Consider the following 14903-nt stretch of genomic DNA (forward strand, 5'->3'; position numbering starts at 1 on the left):
TAGCGTTCCCAATTAAAGGTAATTTGGTCACAAGTCCTTATATGGCTTGGAGTTAATAACCGAAAAAAGTGGAAGGGATTCGTTTTTTATTTTAAAGACCTCATTAATTCAAGGGCTATAGGATGGAATTATGACTTCATCCTGTTTGGCGCACAGAACGCTATTCTTTTTTTATAAATACCATACAATGTTGCCAAGGAAGGTTGTCTTTATTACTTTCTAGATTAAAGCCAGCGGCTTTCATCTCTTTTACAGCCTGGCTTTCGGTCATTTTATGAATTTTTTTAATAGGAATTGACCCATCCTCGCCACGGTATTCAATGAGAAATAATTTACCGTCAATTTTTAAGGCCTTTTTCATTGACATTATCATTTCATAAGGAAAATTAAATTCGTGATAGACGTCTACCATCAATATTTTATCTATGGAGTTTTCAGGAAGATTGACACTTTTTTCAGTACCTAAAATAGTTTCAATATTGTTGTTTTTGTTATATAAAGGATTAGTTCTAATGGCCTCTAACATTTGAGGCTGAATATCAACGGCATAAATTTTACCATTATGGGCTAATGGTGCCATTTTAAAGACATGGAACCCAGATCCAGCACCTATATCGGCAATAACATCATTGGACTGAATGTCCATATTTTTTATTAGGCTCGAGACCTTTTCCTCCTGCTCGCGCTCGGGTCGTTCCAACCAACTTATTCCTTGATACCCCATTACATAAGCTATTTCCCTTCCCAGATACCATTTTCCAATACCATTTGGGTCGCCATTTTTATAGGTATAGCGATTAGTTTCAGTGGGGTTCTGACCAAGACAGGAATAGGAAGGAATGGCCAACAGTAGTGCAAAAAGAATAATCTTAAGTTGTTCCATCATTTTTTGCTAAAAGATAGAATTATTTTAGCGAGGGTCCATTTAAGGCTTTGTTAATTTTCATCTTTAGTTAACTTAGATAAATTGCCTGGTTTAAAACAATTCGTACTATTTAAGGAAGGATGTTCTTTATGATCTCCCCATCTTTCATGATTACTAAAAACCTTTCAGCGGGCTGCGCGATAAGTTCAATGTTTTCAAGGGGATTTCCATCTACTAAAATTAAATCGGCCAGGGCATTTTCCTCTACAACACCTAATGTACCTTTATATGGACTTCTGAGACCTGATAGCGCAAGCAGTTGAGCATTGTCGTGAGTCACCATTTTTAAAATTTCATAAGGGGTAAACCATTTTTTGAGCTTAAGCATATAGGCATTTTGTTCTTCGTTGAGCCAGGGCTCAAAAAGAAAATCCGTACCCCAAGCCAACTTCACTTTCATTTCTTTTGCCATGGGCCATAATTTTTGCTGGCCCTCAATTACAGGTTTGCGTTTAGCCCTTCTCAGGGAATCCATACCAGGCGTGTCTTCTATAAGGTTTTGGGAACTCAGCCAAACACCTTTTCGTTTTATTAGTCTCAATGTGGCTTTATCTAGCAATTGTCCATGTTCTACACATTTTACGCCCGCTTCTACAGCTCTTTTAATGGCCCTTGATGTATAGGCATGTACCGCGACGTAAGTACCCCAATCTTCAGCCGCATCAACGCCTGCTTTCATTTCATCAAAGGTATACTGGGTAACATCTACAGGGTCGTAAGCAGATGAAGTGCCGCCACCAGCCATCAATTTAATTTGGCTTGCACCAAACCGAAGGTTTTCTCGAGCAGCCGTCAATACTTCATCCCGGCCATCTGCTATAAAACTGGCACCAAGGAGTTCAGCGCGTGACGGTTTACCAAAAAAGCGTCTGGACTTCTCATCGGGCATGCGTAAATCGCCGTGGCCCGATGTTTGACTGATCATTGCCCCGGACGGCCATATGCGTGGCCCTTTAACGACACCTTTGTCTATGGCTGTCTTGAGCGCAAATGATGGACCGCCCATATCGCGAACTGCCGTAAAACCGCGAAGCAGCATTTTTTCTGCCTGCAAAGCGGTTTTTTCCATAATAGTCTCTTTATTTAAAGTCGGTGAAGTTAGTTCTTCCGTTGTGAGCGCTCCGAATACCATATGCACATGAACATCTATTAAGCCAGGCATCAATGTCTTTCCTTCACCTTTAATTACCCTTGCAGCTGCTTTATTTTTAAACGCAGTGGATGATATAGCAAGAATTCTGTTCCCCTCCACCAATACATTTTGATTGGGAATGAGCTTGCTTGTCTTACCGTCAAAAATATTCACATTTTCAAAAATAATAGTATTGGATTGCGACGATTGAGCCATTATTACTCCGTGAAACACAAGGGTGTATATCGCTGTTACTATTAGGTCTTTTATTGACTGTTTGACGTTATTATTTTTAAATTTTGACATGCTCAAATTCTTTTTAATGGTGTACTTATGTGCTTGTAATATTTTCTAGTGGTCCTTGTCATAAATATAACAAAAACAAATTGTTAAGAGTATCTATGAGACAAAAGTGAAACAGTATTAATCTATACCTTATGTCAGTGGATTGTTTTTTTATACAGACCTTTATGCCTGAAAGTTAGTCTTTAATAACCTCTCGATAATCTTCAAAAAAGGCCTCAAATAGACTCATATGAGTATTAAAAAAGACCATAACATCACGCCATGCGTTTTTATTATGGATGGAGACCTTAGCCTTAAGTGGAACATAAATTCGAGAAATTTCTTTGCCATTGGCTAGAAGGTATTCTTCCTTGTAAATTACTTCTGGTAAGTAGTCACGGGTTAAAATAGTTTTTAGGGCTAAGAGCTTTTCCCAGTAATTAATGCGGTTCTCCAAATCATCCTCAAGATCTAGTGCAACCAAAGCCGATGTCGTATCAAAATGAAATTTAAAACTTAGGCCTTTTGTCTTGGTATTGTATAACACCCATTTTTTTGGAAATGATTTACCAAAACTGGTCCAGAATTCGTGGCGTAGTTGTCGAGATTCTTCCTTACTAAACATTTAAATAAAATAGGCAATTAATATACCCAAGCCAATAGCGATTAGCTTAGATAAATTAAATTTATGGCCTTCACCGGTTTCAAACAATATAGTTGTTGAAATATGTAAAAAAATACCAATGACTATTGCATTTATTATGGGGACATAATTATTTACAGCATTTATATTGTTTGAAATATAGGTGCCTAAAGGAGTCATGGCGCCAAATACAACCATAAAGGAAACGCGCTGCAAGGTGGTATAAGGCGATTCTAATAAAAATACCGTTAGAAGGGCGGCAATGGGTATTTTATGGATTAACACACCGTAAACCATGTCATTGTGTTGATGGATTGGAAAACCTTCCAGTAAACTGTGAATACAAAGGCTAATGAAGAGCATCCAGGGAAATCTATTATTTGTTTTATGAATGTGTACATGCCCGTGCTCGGCACCCTTGGAAAAGAGTTCTAATACAATTTGCAATAAAATACCCATCATAATAAAAAGGCCCGTTTGCTTAGCATTGAGATGGTCATAGACCTCTGGTAACAGGTCAAATAAGGTTAAGGCTAGAAGGAAGGCACCACTAAAAGAGAGTAGAAGTTTGGTGCCAATAGTCTTCTGCTTTTTAGTTAAAAGCGCAATAGCCACACCAATAATAATCGCATAAACAGGAAAAAGATACTTATTCATGCCATCAATTTATTTAAATATCATAATCAAACGTTCAGAATCCTCTGGGTGGAATCTATTTAATTGGTAATCACCAAAAATATCTAAAAGGTGAACGCCTGCTTCATCAAAAAGGGCATTAAAATCGTTTAGGGTAAGCGCTTTTACACGTTCTTGAAATTCGTACCTTTCGTTATTTACAGTAAATGCTATGTCTTTAATGATATAACCGTCCTCAACTCGTCTTTTTTGGTGAAAATTGATGCCGTCAACAGTTTTGATATCTGCACTGATGAGGTGTTTAGTGACATAATTTACGTTCATAAAATCAATTACCCCAAAACCATGGCTGTTTAATTCCTGCTTAATAGCGATAATAGTTTCTAAATTACTCCGTTCATCTTCAAAATATCCAAAACTTGTAAATAAGTTAAATACCGCATCAAATGTTTCGGGATAAGCTTGGGTCATGTCATGAACCTCAAAGGACAGGGTGTTGTTCTCAAATTGCTTGGCATGTGCTATACTCTGTTCGGATAAATCTATGCCAGTGACCTTATATCCCAACTGATTGAGATAAATGGAATGCCGACCTTTACCACAGGCCAAATCCAAAATGCTCCCACCATCAGGGACATTGAGATAGTTGACCAGATTGTCCATAAAACGCTGTGCTTCCGAATAATCTCTATCCTTATACAAAATATGGTAGTAAGGCGTATTAAACCAGGAAGCATACCATTTCGTCATTGATTTAGCCATATTGTAAATGTGTCGTGTAAAAATACTGTATTTTTGCAACCTGTTAGACGTTAAAAATGGACAATAATTTCAAAATGGTGGCCAAAACCTTATTTGGGTTTGAGGATATTTTAGCAAATGAACTCACTCAACTAGGTGCAATGGATGTAGAAAAAGGGATACGAAACGTTAGTTTTGTGGGAGATAAAGGTTTTATGTACAAGGCCAATCTTGGTATAAGGACAGCGATAAAAATCCTGAAACCCATAAAATCCTTTAGGGTAGTACGTGAAGATGATCTCTATAATAATGTAAAGTCCATACCGTGGGAAGATTACTTAAAGTCCTCAGGATCATTAGCTGTTGATGCAACCGTACATAACAGTGTTTTTACACACTCTAAATACACAGCGCTAAAGGCGAAGGATGCCATTGTTGACCGTTTTAGGGATCAAAGCGGTGAGCGGCCTAATGTAGATTTGAGATTTCCTGATTTAAAAATCAATGTACATATAGATCGTCAACGATGTACTATTTCTTTAGATACTTCGGGAGAGTCTTTGCATAAACGCGGTTATAAGACGGCTACAAATATAGCTCCTATCAATGAGGTCTTAGCTGCAGGACTTATCATGATGAGCGGTTGGGACGGTCAATGTGATTTTATGGACCCTATGTGCGGCAGTGGAACTATTTTGGCCGAGGCCGCTATGATTGCCTGTAATATTCCACCAAGCTTAATGCGCAAGGAGTTTGCTTTTGAGCGCTGGAACGACTGGGACGTAGAATTATTTGAAACTATTGAAGAATCACTATTAAAGAAAACCCGCGATTTTCACCATAGGATTTTGGGCTACGATAAATCACCTTCTGCGGTGCGCAAAGCACAAGAAAACATAAAGAATGCACATCTACAGGAATTTATAACCATTAAGCACGAGGATTTCTTCAAGACCCAAAAAGCAGGGTCAGATAAACTACATATGGTATTTAATCCGCCCTATGGTGAACGCTTGGAAAATTTAAATATTGAGGAGTTTTACGGGAATATTGGCAGTACACTTAAACACGGCTACCCGAATACCAATGCATGGTTGGTGACGTCTAATCTAGATGCATTGAAACATATTGGTCTGAGGCCCTCACGAAAAATAAAGGTGTTCAATGCCAAGTTAGAAGCACGTTTTGTAAAATACGAAATGTACGAAGGCAGCCGAAAGGCAAAAAACGAATCTGTTTAAAATACTTTGTCCTCATCTGGGTGTGGCGCTACCTCGGTCTTGGGGTAGGTTGCAAACAGGTCTTTAACCAAACCGTTTATATAGGGTCTTAATTTGTTTTTTGGCTTCTTGAGGTCACAAAGTATAGAGGCATGCCATAGGACTTTATTGGTGTTGAAATCGGCAACATATACAACAAGGGTTTCTTCCTCATAGGTTTCTTGGTGAATGGTGCAATTTTCCCAATACTCCAAATCCTCCGAATGTTCACAGTTTTTGAATTGGGCGGTTTCCTCACTAATTAAAATTCTAAATCCTGCTTGAAGTTGTGGTTCAAAAACATTTGTGCGATGGTTCTTTTTTTCCATTTCAACAGCAACGGCATCGCCAATCATTTGTCTTGTAAGCTCAGTATCAAGCTTTGGATGGTTGGTGTGTTCTATAAAAAAATCGTCCATACAGAGTACATAAGTATCGAATTGGTTAAAATCAACATTGAGGTTATAATCATAAATAACCTCACTTGTTGAAGCACAGTTGAAAAGGAGAAGCAATATTAAAGCTGAACTAATGGCAGAAACTCTCATGACTTTAAAATTTATAATGTCACTAAATTTCGGGATAATGCCTTAGAATAACTATGACAATTATCATTTCAACAAAGAAGGCTTTCTTATAATCCAAACATCCTGTGGTACCCAATTTTTAGACTCTGATATTAACTCGTCATGTTCTAAAATGTCAACATTGGCAAAAAGATTGTGCATAAAGGTTTTTGGTTGGAAAGCACAATAGGTGCGATGACCCTCCTTTACCTCACCTCGCACTACGACTTGTCCCTGATTGTATTGCTTTAATTCTGCCTTATCTAGTTTAACCTTAAAGTTATCTCCATGTGTAGTTAGGAACATGATTCCCCCGGGTTTTAATATGCGATGAAGTTCTTTAAACCAATCATGGTGCATCTCATCAGATAGATGGGTGAAAATAGAAATACCATAAATAATATCCATGACGTTATTTTCGTATGGCAGTTGGGCCTTTAATGAATTTTTGTTGAAATCAATTTTAGTTAAATGACTTTTACACCAATTAATGGATTTCTCATTATAGTCCGTACCGTAAAATCTACAACCATTATTTATTATTTTCGGCATATGCCTAATAACCCTGCCGGGTCCACAGCCCCAATCCAAAATGTTCAAATCTTGCAGCGTGATGTATTTTTTTAAGTAGCCTACAATCCATTTAGCATTTTTATAACCCCCATTAAAATACTTATCATAATCTAACTGAAAGGACTCATACATTAAATAATCTGGAGGAAGGACAACCTCTGGATAGTTTCGTTTAAATCTAGAATTCTTAGGGTAATTTAGAATTTTTTTTAGGTAAAAACGAATCCAGTCCGCAAGATAAAAGAGCTTAACACGTCGCAATACATTTGAAAGGTATCCTTTGTTCATTGAGGCTTAAAGACTAATATAATTTGGGGGTAAATATAGAAATAATGCTAAATCTTAGACAGGTCATTTAATTGCATGTTATAATCGAATTGCAAATCCTCGTGCAATACCGCAATTTTTTTCTTCAAACTCTCAATTTGTCGCAGGTATAGATTGCTTAGTGTTCTGTTGCGATGGATAGAGGGGTTAAGCTCATTTAAACGCTCACAGAAATACAGGAGTAGCTCAACTTCTGTAGTTTTCTTATTGGAATATTTACTGTAGGTTCTTATCTGCCTTAATATCTTTCGTATGGTTTTCTTCATGTAGAAATAGCTATCTGTGTTTATCCCTTCAAATAGCTCGTCTAAAGTTGTCTTTACGCTCTCAATGTACCCATCTTCATCATGGGCTTCAAAGAGTAAGTAGGTGAGTAGTGCCTTATTTTCTTTTTTAAAGCGCCCTAAACGCAGGCATAGTTCTAAAAGTTCTTCCTTGTTTAAATGACGGAGTTCCTTTCTAATAGTAACAATAGATGCAATCTTCATATTACAAATTTAAGGCTTTTAAAACAGCTTTTTTGTAGGTCTGGCCAATTGGAATCATATGTTCGTCAACGCTAATTTGATTTCCGCTCAAATAGTTCATACGGTTAAGGTTAATTGAAAATGATTTATGCACACGCAAAAAGTAATGGGGTAGATTATCAATGAAACTAGAAAAGGTGCTATGGGTCACTATGGTTTTAGGTTCGGTGTGTACCTTAACATAATCACCAAAAGCTTCCACATATTGAATGTCTTTGTAAAATATCTTGTGCAGGGCTTTGTTTTCTTTAAGAACTACAAAATCGTCATGGGAATTGTTAGGGCTGTTTAATTCCAATACTTTATTTATGGCAGTTAAAAACCGGTCATAGGCTATGGGTTTAAGTAAATAGTCGACAGCATTGACTTCAAAACCTTCTATTGCAAATTGGGGGTAGGCTGTTGTAAAAATAACTTTTGGCGGTTGTTTTAGGGATTTATAGAAATCCAGTCCTGACTGCCTCGGCATATTGATATCCAAAAAAAGAAGATCTATAGAATCATGGAGTTGTAAATATTTGAATGCCTCTGCCGCATTGTTGCAAATAGCCTTTAGTTCCAAGACCTCAGTCTCTGAGATGAAGTGTTGTAAAACACGCTGTGATGACTTTTCGTCATCGACAATAAGACATGTTATATTTTTATTCGACATCCGTTTGAAGTTCTAATTTAACCTTAAATATGTCGTCATTGGTCTCAATTTCAAAGGTATGCCTATTGGGGTAAACCAATTTTAAGTTGTTTCTTAAGTTTTCCAACCCTATACCGCTGTGTTTGTTTTTTAGTTGGTTTTGGGTGTGTAATATAGGATTTGATATATGAAATAGAAATTTTGTGCCCTTCTGTTGTAGTTTAATCTTTATGGGTGCAGTGTCAGTGCCTGAAATGGTACCGTGCTTATAGCTATTCTCCAATAACGGAAGCAGTAGCATAGGATAAATTTCAAACGTTTCATTTTCCACATCTATGTTCAATTCGGTTTTATGTGGTGTTTCTAAACGGTAATTTTGAAAGGCTATAAAGTTCTTTAAAAGGAGTATTTCATCCTTTAACTGAACACGTTCCGTATCACTATCATAAATGACATACCTCAAAATATCAGAAAGCTCAACAATTGCATTGGTAATGCTTGATTTCTTATCTAAAGCGAGTGCATATATAACATTAAGGGAATTGAACAGGAAATGGGGATTTATCTGAGACCGCAATGCAAATAGTTGGGTTTCGATTTGTTGATTTTTAAATTTTAAACTTTTATTCTCACTGGCATTGAAATAAAACCAGTCTTCTGCTAATTTCATCAATGTCGAACTCACTAAGAAAATAGTGACAACAATTATCAGGTTATTATGGGTTAAATAAGAAATAAAGAAATAGGAGGGGAACAAACTATCTATAAGCGGTTGGAAAAACCGAAATATGATATAGCCGAAAATTGAGGCATTTAAAATAAAGGCAATAACATAGTTGAGATATCTTTCCTGCTTTAAAAACCTAGGCATCAAAACGTAAAAATTTAGGCAGACAGGAATTGATATTAATATCAAAAATGAGATGGTATAGAGGTAATCGATGCGCACAGGGCGTTTTCCCTTGGTAAAGACAAATATTAAAACCACAAAGGCCAATATCCATAGCACACTGTGAAAAACCAGTGGTCTATGGATATTTGATTTATGCATAAGTGTATTTAAGCTGAGACTACGCATTATTTGGTTTCAAGGTTTTAATGACATCCTTATCCCATTTATTCTCAATGTCAGACGCCATAAACTTTTCTAAAAAACGGTATAGTTCATCACTGCTTGCAGTTAAGACGAAATCATCATCTATTCCAGTTTCCTCATGCTTAATACGCATTTTATTGCTTTTAATAAGCTCTTTCACAACCGATTCGTCAAGCCATTTAAGTTTAATGGAACCATCGTCTTGAAAATCTACATAAGTTACGGAATGGGTCTTTAAGAGGTGTTGTGCGGCCAGGCTATTTAAATCTTCGCTCTCGTACTCAAATGGCGTAAAATCAAGGAATAAATGTTCTCCCACTAAAAATGGCATGGCAATAAAAGACGCTTCCTTATTGGAACTTGTATATTCAATGATATAGGCTTCCTTATAACGCTCAAAAGCATCGCGTTCCTCCTTGGAGAGTTGGGCTTTATCGTTGTTTTCTGCCTCGTAGGCTGTTTTAAAGGAAACGATTTCCCAGGTGCTTGTTTTAGAGCTAGACCAACTGCCAACAAGTTTGGGATTAAACTTTACCTTTTCCTTTAAGTAAAAGGGGTTTATGGATTTTACAATACAAGAACTAAATAAGACTAAGGCTAAAGCTACTAATACATGTTTTGGTTTCATAATATCCGATTTTAAAAGTTTAGGCTAAACTCAAAATATCTTCTCATCAATACAACAATTTTCGACAAACATTATTCTGCTCATGTCAAACACTATTAATCTTAAACCATGACAATTGCGGTGCTACTCTTTGTAGTGTTTTCGAATGGTTCTTTTTACCCTAAACAATCTAAAAACACCAATACATAAAATGAAAATGGACGATACAATAAGGATAATCCCAAATGACTTTAACTCTCTAAAGAGATCTAGTTTTATGATGGTTATTCCGGTTCCTAAAATGACCAAGAAAGTTCTGAAATAGGCAAGGAATGTGCGTTCGTTAGCGAGTTTAGTACGTTCTATAGCAAGCCAATCACGCATTATTAAGTGCTCGTTTTTAGAATCCATGTGGTTAAGTATTTAGATGCCCTACAAGTTAATCATAAAAAATCATCCATACCACGCTAAGGATTCATAAAACCCATGATGTAATACCATCCTTAGGTTTAGTGATAACAGGGTTAATTGAAAAACACTAGTAAACATCTTAAGACGGTCTTTTTAGATATGTATTTAGTCAAGAACTTTTTATTTTCACATAAGGCGTTGTTTTAGTCGTCTTCGACAATGCTTTTAAAGGGTTTATGCTTAATCTGTGATACATCCTTATTCTCGTATGGAATTTGGTTTAAGATATATTCAAAAGCTCTTATCCGGGCATTCGTTTTTCTATTGGCTTTAATAATTTTCCAAGGTGCAGCCTTCTGGGTTTGCTGAAACATGGCTTCTTTATAAACGGTGTACTCATCCCAAAGGGTTAAGGCCTTTCTATCTACATCGCTATATTTCCATTTTTTAATTGGCGAGGTTACAATATCCTTGAAACGTCGCTCTTGTTCGTTTTTGGTAATTGAAAAGTAGAGTTTTAATAAGATGATTCCGGAGTCTTGTATCATCTTTTCAAATTCATTGACTTGGCCCATAAAAGTTTTGTATTGCTGTTGGGTGCAAAAATTGTTTACGGGTTCTACAATAGCCCTGTTATACCAACTACGGTCAAAAAATACAATTTCACCATTATTGGGTAATCGATTTATGTAGCGCTGAAAATACCATTGGCCTAATTCGGTTTCATTTGGTTTGGGCAAGGCTACGACGCGGATTGCTCTCGGCGGGAGATGTTGAATGATTCTACGGATAGCACCACCCTTGCCCGCTGCATCACGGCCTTCAAATAGTATGATTACTTTTTTATTATTGTTGGCTACCCATTGTTGTAGAATGAGCATCTCTTCCTGGAGCTTTTCCAAGCGTTTCTCATATTTTACATTTTTAATGCCTTTATTGTAGTCCAAGCGACTCAGTCGCAACAGTGCTTCCAATCCTTTTTTGGAGTTAATGATATCGATATCCTTTTCTGTGAGATTTAATTTGTCGGTCATTAGCGGTCGAGTTGTATGGTGTTTCTAAAATAGCGCTGCACAATATTTGGGTCTGGAAGAATCGTCTTGCAGTTACTGCCCTTATTGTCATACTCAAAGAGGCTTAAGACATATTTGATGCTCTCTAAACGCGCTTGTTTTTTGTCATTCGCCTTTATGACAACCCATGGGCTAAAGGTGTTGTGTGTCCTTGAAAACATTTGGTTCTTATACTTGGTAAAGTCATCCCATAATTCTTGGCCCTTCTGGTCAACCGGACTGAACTTCCACTTTTTAAGTGCATTGTTGAGGCGTTTTTCAAACCGTCTTTTCTGCTCATCTTTTGACACAGAGAACCAAAATTTAATAATGGTAGTGCCTGATTCATAAAGCATATTTTCAAATTCCGGCACTTGGATAATAAAACGATTATACTGTTGGGGTGTGCAGAAGCCCATAACAGGCTCCACAACGGCCCTGTTGTACCAGCTTCTATCAAAGAAAACAATTTCTCCAGCGTTGGGCAATTCCTTTATATAGCGGTTAAAATACCACTGGTTCTTTTCAATTTCAGTTGGTTTGTTTAAGGCCACGACACGCATAGCCCTTGGATTTAAATGCTCTTTAAATCGTTTGATGGTCCCACCCTTGCCAGAAGCATCACGACCTTCAAAAATGATAGCTATTTTTCTGTTTTCTTTCTGTACCCATCGCTGAAAATCTACGAGCTCAGCCTGTAAAGGCAATAACTCTTGCTCATAGGCATATTTGTCTAGGGCCGATTTAATGGTTGGATTGTCCTCTTGATGTTGTTGAAGGTAATTCAGTAAATCTGATTTTTTCTTAAAGGAGGAAAGTATATCTCGTGTTAACATATAGAAATAGATGAGCTTAACTATCAAAGTTAAAATTTACAGTAGCTAAAGTTTATGACATATATCATGCTACAAAATAAAATAACCTCTTCGCATGGCAAAGAGGTCAGTACTATTTATTTCGCAAAGACTTATCGTAGTTTAGGAAAGTCTTTAGGGTTAGCTTCGTGCATAACGGCATAAACCGCCTCAAAAATATCTTCGGTTGATGGTTTTGTAAAATAATCACCATCCGTTCCATAAGCAGGTCTATGAGCTTTGGCAGCTAAGGTTCTAGGTGCGCTATCCAGGAATTCGTATGCATTCTGTACATTCAATACTTGATCTAAAATAAAAGCGGAAGCGCCACCTTTCACATCTTCATCAATGACCATAAGTCGGTTGGTTTTGGCTACACTTTTTACGATATCGTGATTTAAGTCAAAAGGTAAAAGGGATTGCACATCAATAATTTCAGCATCTATACCAAGTTGCATTAATTCCTTAGCGGCCTGTTCAACCAAACGTAAGGTAGAACCATAGGACACCAGAGTAATATCTTCACCTTCCTTGAGCGTTTCTACTACACCTATTGGGGTCTTAAATTCCCCTATATTATTAGGACGTTTTTCCTTTAATCGATAACCATTGAGACATTCCACAATTAGCGCTGGTTCATCACTTTCTAAAAGTGTATTGTAGAACCCCGCTGCTTTGGTCATATTTCTAGGGACAAGCACATGTATACCTCTTATCAAATTTAAAATTCCACCCATCTGCGACCCCGAATGCCAAATACCTTCTAATCGATGACCACGTGTTCTTACAATCACCGGAGCTTTTTGTCGCCCTTTTGTCCTGTATTGCACAGTAGCAAGGTCGTCACTCATAATCTGAATAGCATACAGGATATAGTCCAAATATTGGATTTCAGCAATTGGCCTTAGACCTCGCATAGCCATTCCGATACCCTGACCGAGAATCGTCGCTTCCCTGATGCCCGTATCTGCCACGCGTAGTTCACCAAATTTTTCCTGTAAACCTTCTAGCCCTTGATTAACATCTCCTATATGACCTGTGTCTTCACCAAAAACCAAAGTCTCAGGGTATGCATTGAAGAGGGCCTCAAAATTATCTCGTAATACAATACGTCCATCAACCTCTTTGGCATCCGCGTCATAAGTTGGTAAGACTTCAGTTTGGTTAATGGCTTTTTGATGTGAAACACTATGTAAATGCGAGCTGTATTTTGGTTGCATTCGATTTATGTACCCATTGATCCAATCTTGGAATTCTGATTTCTCAGTTGATGATTCAGATACCACATAACGTAAAGCTTGGCGTGTGTGAGATAAGATATCCTTGCGCAAGGGCTCATCGATAGCCGCCAAATCATTGCGAAGTTTAGTTATAAAAACGCCGTTTGGACTTGTGCTTATAAGTTTATCTAATATGTTAATGGCTTCATCGCGTTCCTTTATTATTGGATTGATAAAAGCAGACCATGCGGCTTTTTTACCATCTCTAACTTCTTTTTTGATGTCTTTTTCAAGAGTTTTTAGTTCCTCTTCTGAAGCGATATTATTATCAATTATCCAAGCGCGCATCTGAGCATTACAATCATATTCGGCCTCCCAAGCTAATCGATCCTTGTCTTTGTAGCGCTCATGTGACCCGGATGTTGAGTGTCCTTGAGGCTGAGTTAGTTCCATGACATGAATCATTACTGGAACATGCTCTTTTCTGGCCAATTGTGAAGCGCGCTGATAAACGTCAATTAGTTCTGGATAGTTCCATCCGTTGACCCTAAATATTTCATAACCCTTACCGTTTTCATCACGTTGGAAACCTTTGAGAATCTCTGAGATATTTTCTTTGGTTGTTTGATGTCTTGCATGAACCGAGATACCATACTCATCATCCCAAATACTAATCACCATTGGTACTTGAAGAACTCCTGCGGCATTGATAGTCTCAAAAAAGAGGCCTTCACTGGTACTAGCGTTTCCAATGGTTCCCCAAGCCACTTCATCTCCATTTTTGGAAAACCCAGTGGTATCGATACCCTTGACATTTCTGTAAATTTTAGAGGCTTGTGCCAATCCTAATAAGCGCGGCATTTGTCCAGCAGTAGGAGAAATATCTGCACTTGAGTTTTTTTGAGCGGTGAGGTCTTTCCAATTGCCTTTGTCATCGAGGCTATGGGTAGCAAAATGTCCACCCATTTGCCGACCAGCAGACATAGGCTCTTGTTCTAGGTCGGTATTGGCATATAAGCCCGCGAAGAATTGCTCTATAGAAAGCTCTCCTATAGCCATCATAAAGGTTTGGTCGCGATAATAACCACTTCTAAAATCTCCATTTTGAAAAGCCTTGGCCCAAGCAATTTGGGGAATTTCCTTTCCGTCACCAAAAATCCCGAATTTGGCCTTACCGGTCAATACCTCTCGTCTACCGAGCAAACTACATTCACGACTCGTTACGGCAAGTTTATAGTCATTGATAACTTCAGATTTAAAGTCTTGGAATGTGATTTCAGTTTTTATGTCAGGGTTTGTCTTCATAATGGCTCTTTTTCAGCTTTGCGAAAGTACGAAATTCTCAAATTTTTCGCAATAGGCAACATTGTTATAAAATTGAATATATCACAAAAAAAATATCTCAGAACAAGGAATTA

16 protein-coding genes are annotated in these 14903 nt (G+C 37.5%); 1 reads left to right on the forward strand and 15 read right to left on the reverse strand.

Going from position 1 to position 14903, the window contains the following annotated elements; genetic code table 11:
* Window positions 1-160: 160 nt before the first annotated feature.
* The 5 genes from CA834_RS04280 to CA834_RS04300 form a co-directional block, all read right to left on the reverse strand.
* Window positions 161-886, reverse strand: a complete 726-nt coding sequence (locus CA834_RS04280) for a class I SAM-dependent methyltransferase (protein WP_317042068.1) — start codon at window positions 884-886, stop codon at window positions 161-163.
* Window positions 887-995: 109 nt separating this feature from the next.
* Window positions 996-2363, reverse strand: coding sequence for a metal-dependent hydrolase family protein (locus CA834_RS04285; protein ID WP_206186842.1), 1368 nt, complete (start codon window positions 2361-2363; stop codon window positions 996-998).
* 175 nt (window positions 2364-2538) lie between these two features.
* On the reverse strand, window positions 2539-2967 hold the full coding sequence (locus CA834_RS04290) for a DUF4268 domain-containing protein (protein WP_094967439.1): 429 nt from the start codon (window positions 2965-2967) through the stop codon (window positions 2539-2541).
* A complete protein-coding gene (locus CA834_RS04295) occupies window positions 2968-3642 on the reverse strand; it encodes a ZIP family metal transporter (protein WP_094967440.1) in 675 nt (224 codons plus the stop codon). It lies immediately after the preceding gene.
* Window positions 3643-3651: 9 nt separating this feature from the next.
* Complete coding sequence (locus tag CA834_RS04300) at window positions 3652-4383, reverse strand: class I SAM-dependent methyltransferase (protein ID WP_094967441.1); 732 nt, start codon at window positions 4381-4383, stop codon at window positions 3652-3654.
* A 56-nt stretch (window positions 4384-4439) separates the two neighbouring features.
* On the opposite strand from CA834_RS04300, the gene CA834_RS04305 reads away from it, so the two are divergent.
* Window positions 4440-5603, forward strand: a complete 1164-nt coding sequence (locus tag CA834_RS04305) for a THUMP domain-containing class I SAM-dependent RNA methyltransferase (RefSeq protein ID WP_094967442.1) — start codon at window positions 4440-4442, stop codon at window positions 5601-5603.
* Here the strand turns inward: CA834_RS04305 and CA834_RS04310 are convergent.
* From CA834_RS04310 to CA834_RS04355, 10 genes are all read right to left on the reverse strand, one after another.
* Window positions 5600-6169, reverse strand: a complete 570-nt coding sequence (locus CA834_RS04310) for a DUF4136 domain-containing protein (RefSeq protein WP_094967443.1) — start codon at window positions 6167-6169, stop codon at window positions 5600-5602. The genes CA834_RS04305 and CA834_RS04310 overlap by 4 nt on opposite strands.
* Before the next feature lie 63 nt (window positions 6170-6232).
* Window positions 6233-7048 carry a class I SAM-dependent methyltransferase gene (locus tag CA834_RS04315; protein ID WP_094967444.1) on the reverse strand — a complete coding sequence of 272 codons (816 nt, stop codon included), beginning with the start codon at window positions 7046-7048 and terminating at the stop codon, window positions 6233-6235.
* Window positions 7049-7095: 47 nt separating this feature from the next.
* Window positions 7096-7575 carry a hypothetical protein gene (locus CA834_RS04320; RefSeq protein WP_094967445.1) on the reverse strand — a complete coding sequence of 160 codons (480 nt, stop codon included), beginning with the start codon at window positions 7573-7575 and terminating at the stop codon, window positions 7096-7098.
* Window position 7576: 1 nt separating this feature from the next.
* On the reverse strand, window positions 7577-8266 hold the full coding sequence (locus CA834_RS04325; RefSeq protein ID WP_094967446.1) for a LytR/AlgR family response regulator transcription factor: 690 nt from the start codon (window positions 8264-8266) through the stop codon (window positions 7577-7579).
* A complete protein-coding gene (locus CA834_RS04330; RefSeq protein WP_165764751.1) occupies window positions 8256-9296 on the reverse strand; it encodes a sensor histidine kinase in 1041 nt (346 codons plus the stop codon). The genes CA834_RS04325 and CA834_RS04330 overlap by 11 nt, the downstream gene beginning before the upstream one ends.
* A 19-nt stretch (window positions 9297-9315) precedes the next feature.
* Window positions 9316-9969, reverse strand: a complete 654-nt coding sequence (locus tag CA834_RS04335; protein ID WP_094967448.1) for a hypothetical protein — start codon at window positions 9967-9969, stop codon at window positions 9316-9318.
* 123 nt (window positions 9970-10092) lie between these two features.
* Window positions 10093-10359, reverse strand: a complete 267-nt coding sequence (locus tag CA834_RS04340; RefSeq protein WP_094967449.1) for a YidH family protein — start codon at window positions 10357-10359, stop codon at window positions 10093-10095.
* A 203-nt stretch (window positions 10360-10562) separates the two neighbouring features.
* A complete protein-coding gene (gene ppk2, locus CA834_RS04345; RefSeq protein WP_094967450.1) occupies window positions 10563-11393 on the reverse strand; it encodes a polyphosphate kinase 2 in 831 nt (276 codons plus the stop codon).
* Window positions 11393-12247 (reverse strand): polyphosphate kinase 2, encoded by an 855-nt coding sequence (gene ppk2, locus CA834_RS04350; protein ID WP_094967451.1) that lies wholly within the window; start codon window positions 12245-12247, stop codon window positions 11393-11395. Before ppk2 (CA834_RS04350) ends, ppk2 (CA834_RS04345) begins: the two co-directional genes overlap by 1 nt.
* Before the next feature lie 131 nt (window positions 12248-12378).
* Complete coding sequence (locus CA834_RS04355) at window positions 12379-14790, reverse strand: alpha-ketoacid dehydrogenase subunit alpha/beta (RefSeq protein WP_094967452.1); 2412 nt, start codon at window positions 14788-14790, stop codon at window positions 12379-12381.
* Window positions 14791-14903 lie beyond the last annotated feature (113 nt).

The sequence above is a fragment of the Winogradskyella aurantia genome (genome assembly GCF_002266855.1).
GTDB classification, from domain to species: domain Bacteria; phylum Bacteroidota; class Bacteroidia; order Flavobacteriales; family Flavobacteriaceae; genus Winogradskyella; species Winogradskyella aurantia.

Coding starts and splice junctions, on each gene's coding strand:
- CA834_RS04320 (WP_094967445.1), bottom strand. CDS start 7,575: ATGAAGATTGCATCTATTGTTACTATTAGAAAGGAACTCCGTCATTTA.
- CA834_RS04340 (WP_094967449.1), bottom strand. CDS start 10,359: ATGGATTCTAAAAACGAGCACTTAATAATGCGTGATTGGCTTGCTATA.
- CA834_RS04310 (WP_094967443.1), bottom strand. CDS start 6,169: ATGAGAGTTTCTGCCATTAGTTCAGCTTTAATATTGCTTCTCCTTTTC.
- ppk2 (WP_094967450.1), bottom strand. CDS start 11,393: ATGACCGACAAATTAAATCTCACAGAAAAGGATATCGATATCATTAAC.
- CA834_RS04285 (WP_206186842.1), bottom strand. CDS start 2,363: ATGTCAAAATTTAAAAATAATAACGTCAAACAGTCAATAAAAGACCTA.
- ppk2 (WP_094967451.1), bottom strand. CDS start 12,247: ATGTTAACACGAGATATACTTTCCTCCTTTAAGAAAAAATCAGATTTA.
- CA834_RS04325 (WP_094967446.1), bottom strand. CDS start 8,266: ATGTCGAATAAAAATATAACATGTCTTATTGTCGATGACGAAAAGTCA.
- CA834_RS04355 (WP_094967452.1), bottom strand. CDS start 14,790: ATGAAGACAAACCCTGACATAAAAACTGAAATCACATTCCAAGACTTT.
- CA834_RS04315 (WP_094967444.1), bottom strand. CDS start 7,048: ATGAACAAAGGATACCTTTCAAATGTATTGCGACGTGTTAAGCTCTTT.
- CA834_RS04290 (WP_094967439.1), bottom strand. CDS start 2,967: ATGTTTAGTAAGGAAGAATCTCGACAACTACGCCACGAATTCTGGACC.
- CA834_RS04330 (WP_165764751.1), bottom strand. CDS start 9,296: ATGCATAAATCAAATATCCATAGACCACTGGTTTTTCACAGTGTGCTA.
- CA834_RS04335 (WP_094967448.1), bottom strand. CDS start 9,969: ATGAAACCAAAACATGTATTAGTAGCTTTAGCCTTAGTCTTATTTAGT.
- CA834_RS04300 (WP_094967441.1), bottom strand. CDS start 4,383: ATGGCTAAATCAATGACGAAATGGTATGCTTCCTGGTTTAATACGCCT.
- CA834_RS04280 (WP_317042068.1), bottom strand. CDS start 886: ATGATGGAACAACTTAAGATTATTCTTTTTGCACTACTGTTGGCCATT.
- CA834_RS04305 (WP_094967442.1), top strand. CDS start 4,440: ATGGACAATAATTTCAAAATGGTGGCCAAAACCTTATTTGGGTTTGAG.
- CA834_RS04295 (WP_094967440.1), bottom strand. CDS start 3,642: ATGAATAAGTATCTTTTTCCTGTTTATGCGATTATTATTGGTGTGGCT.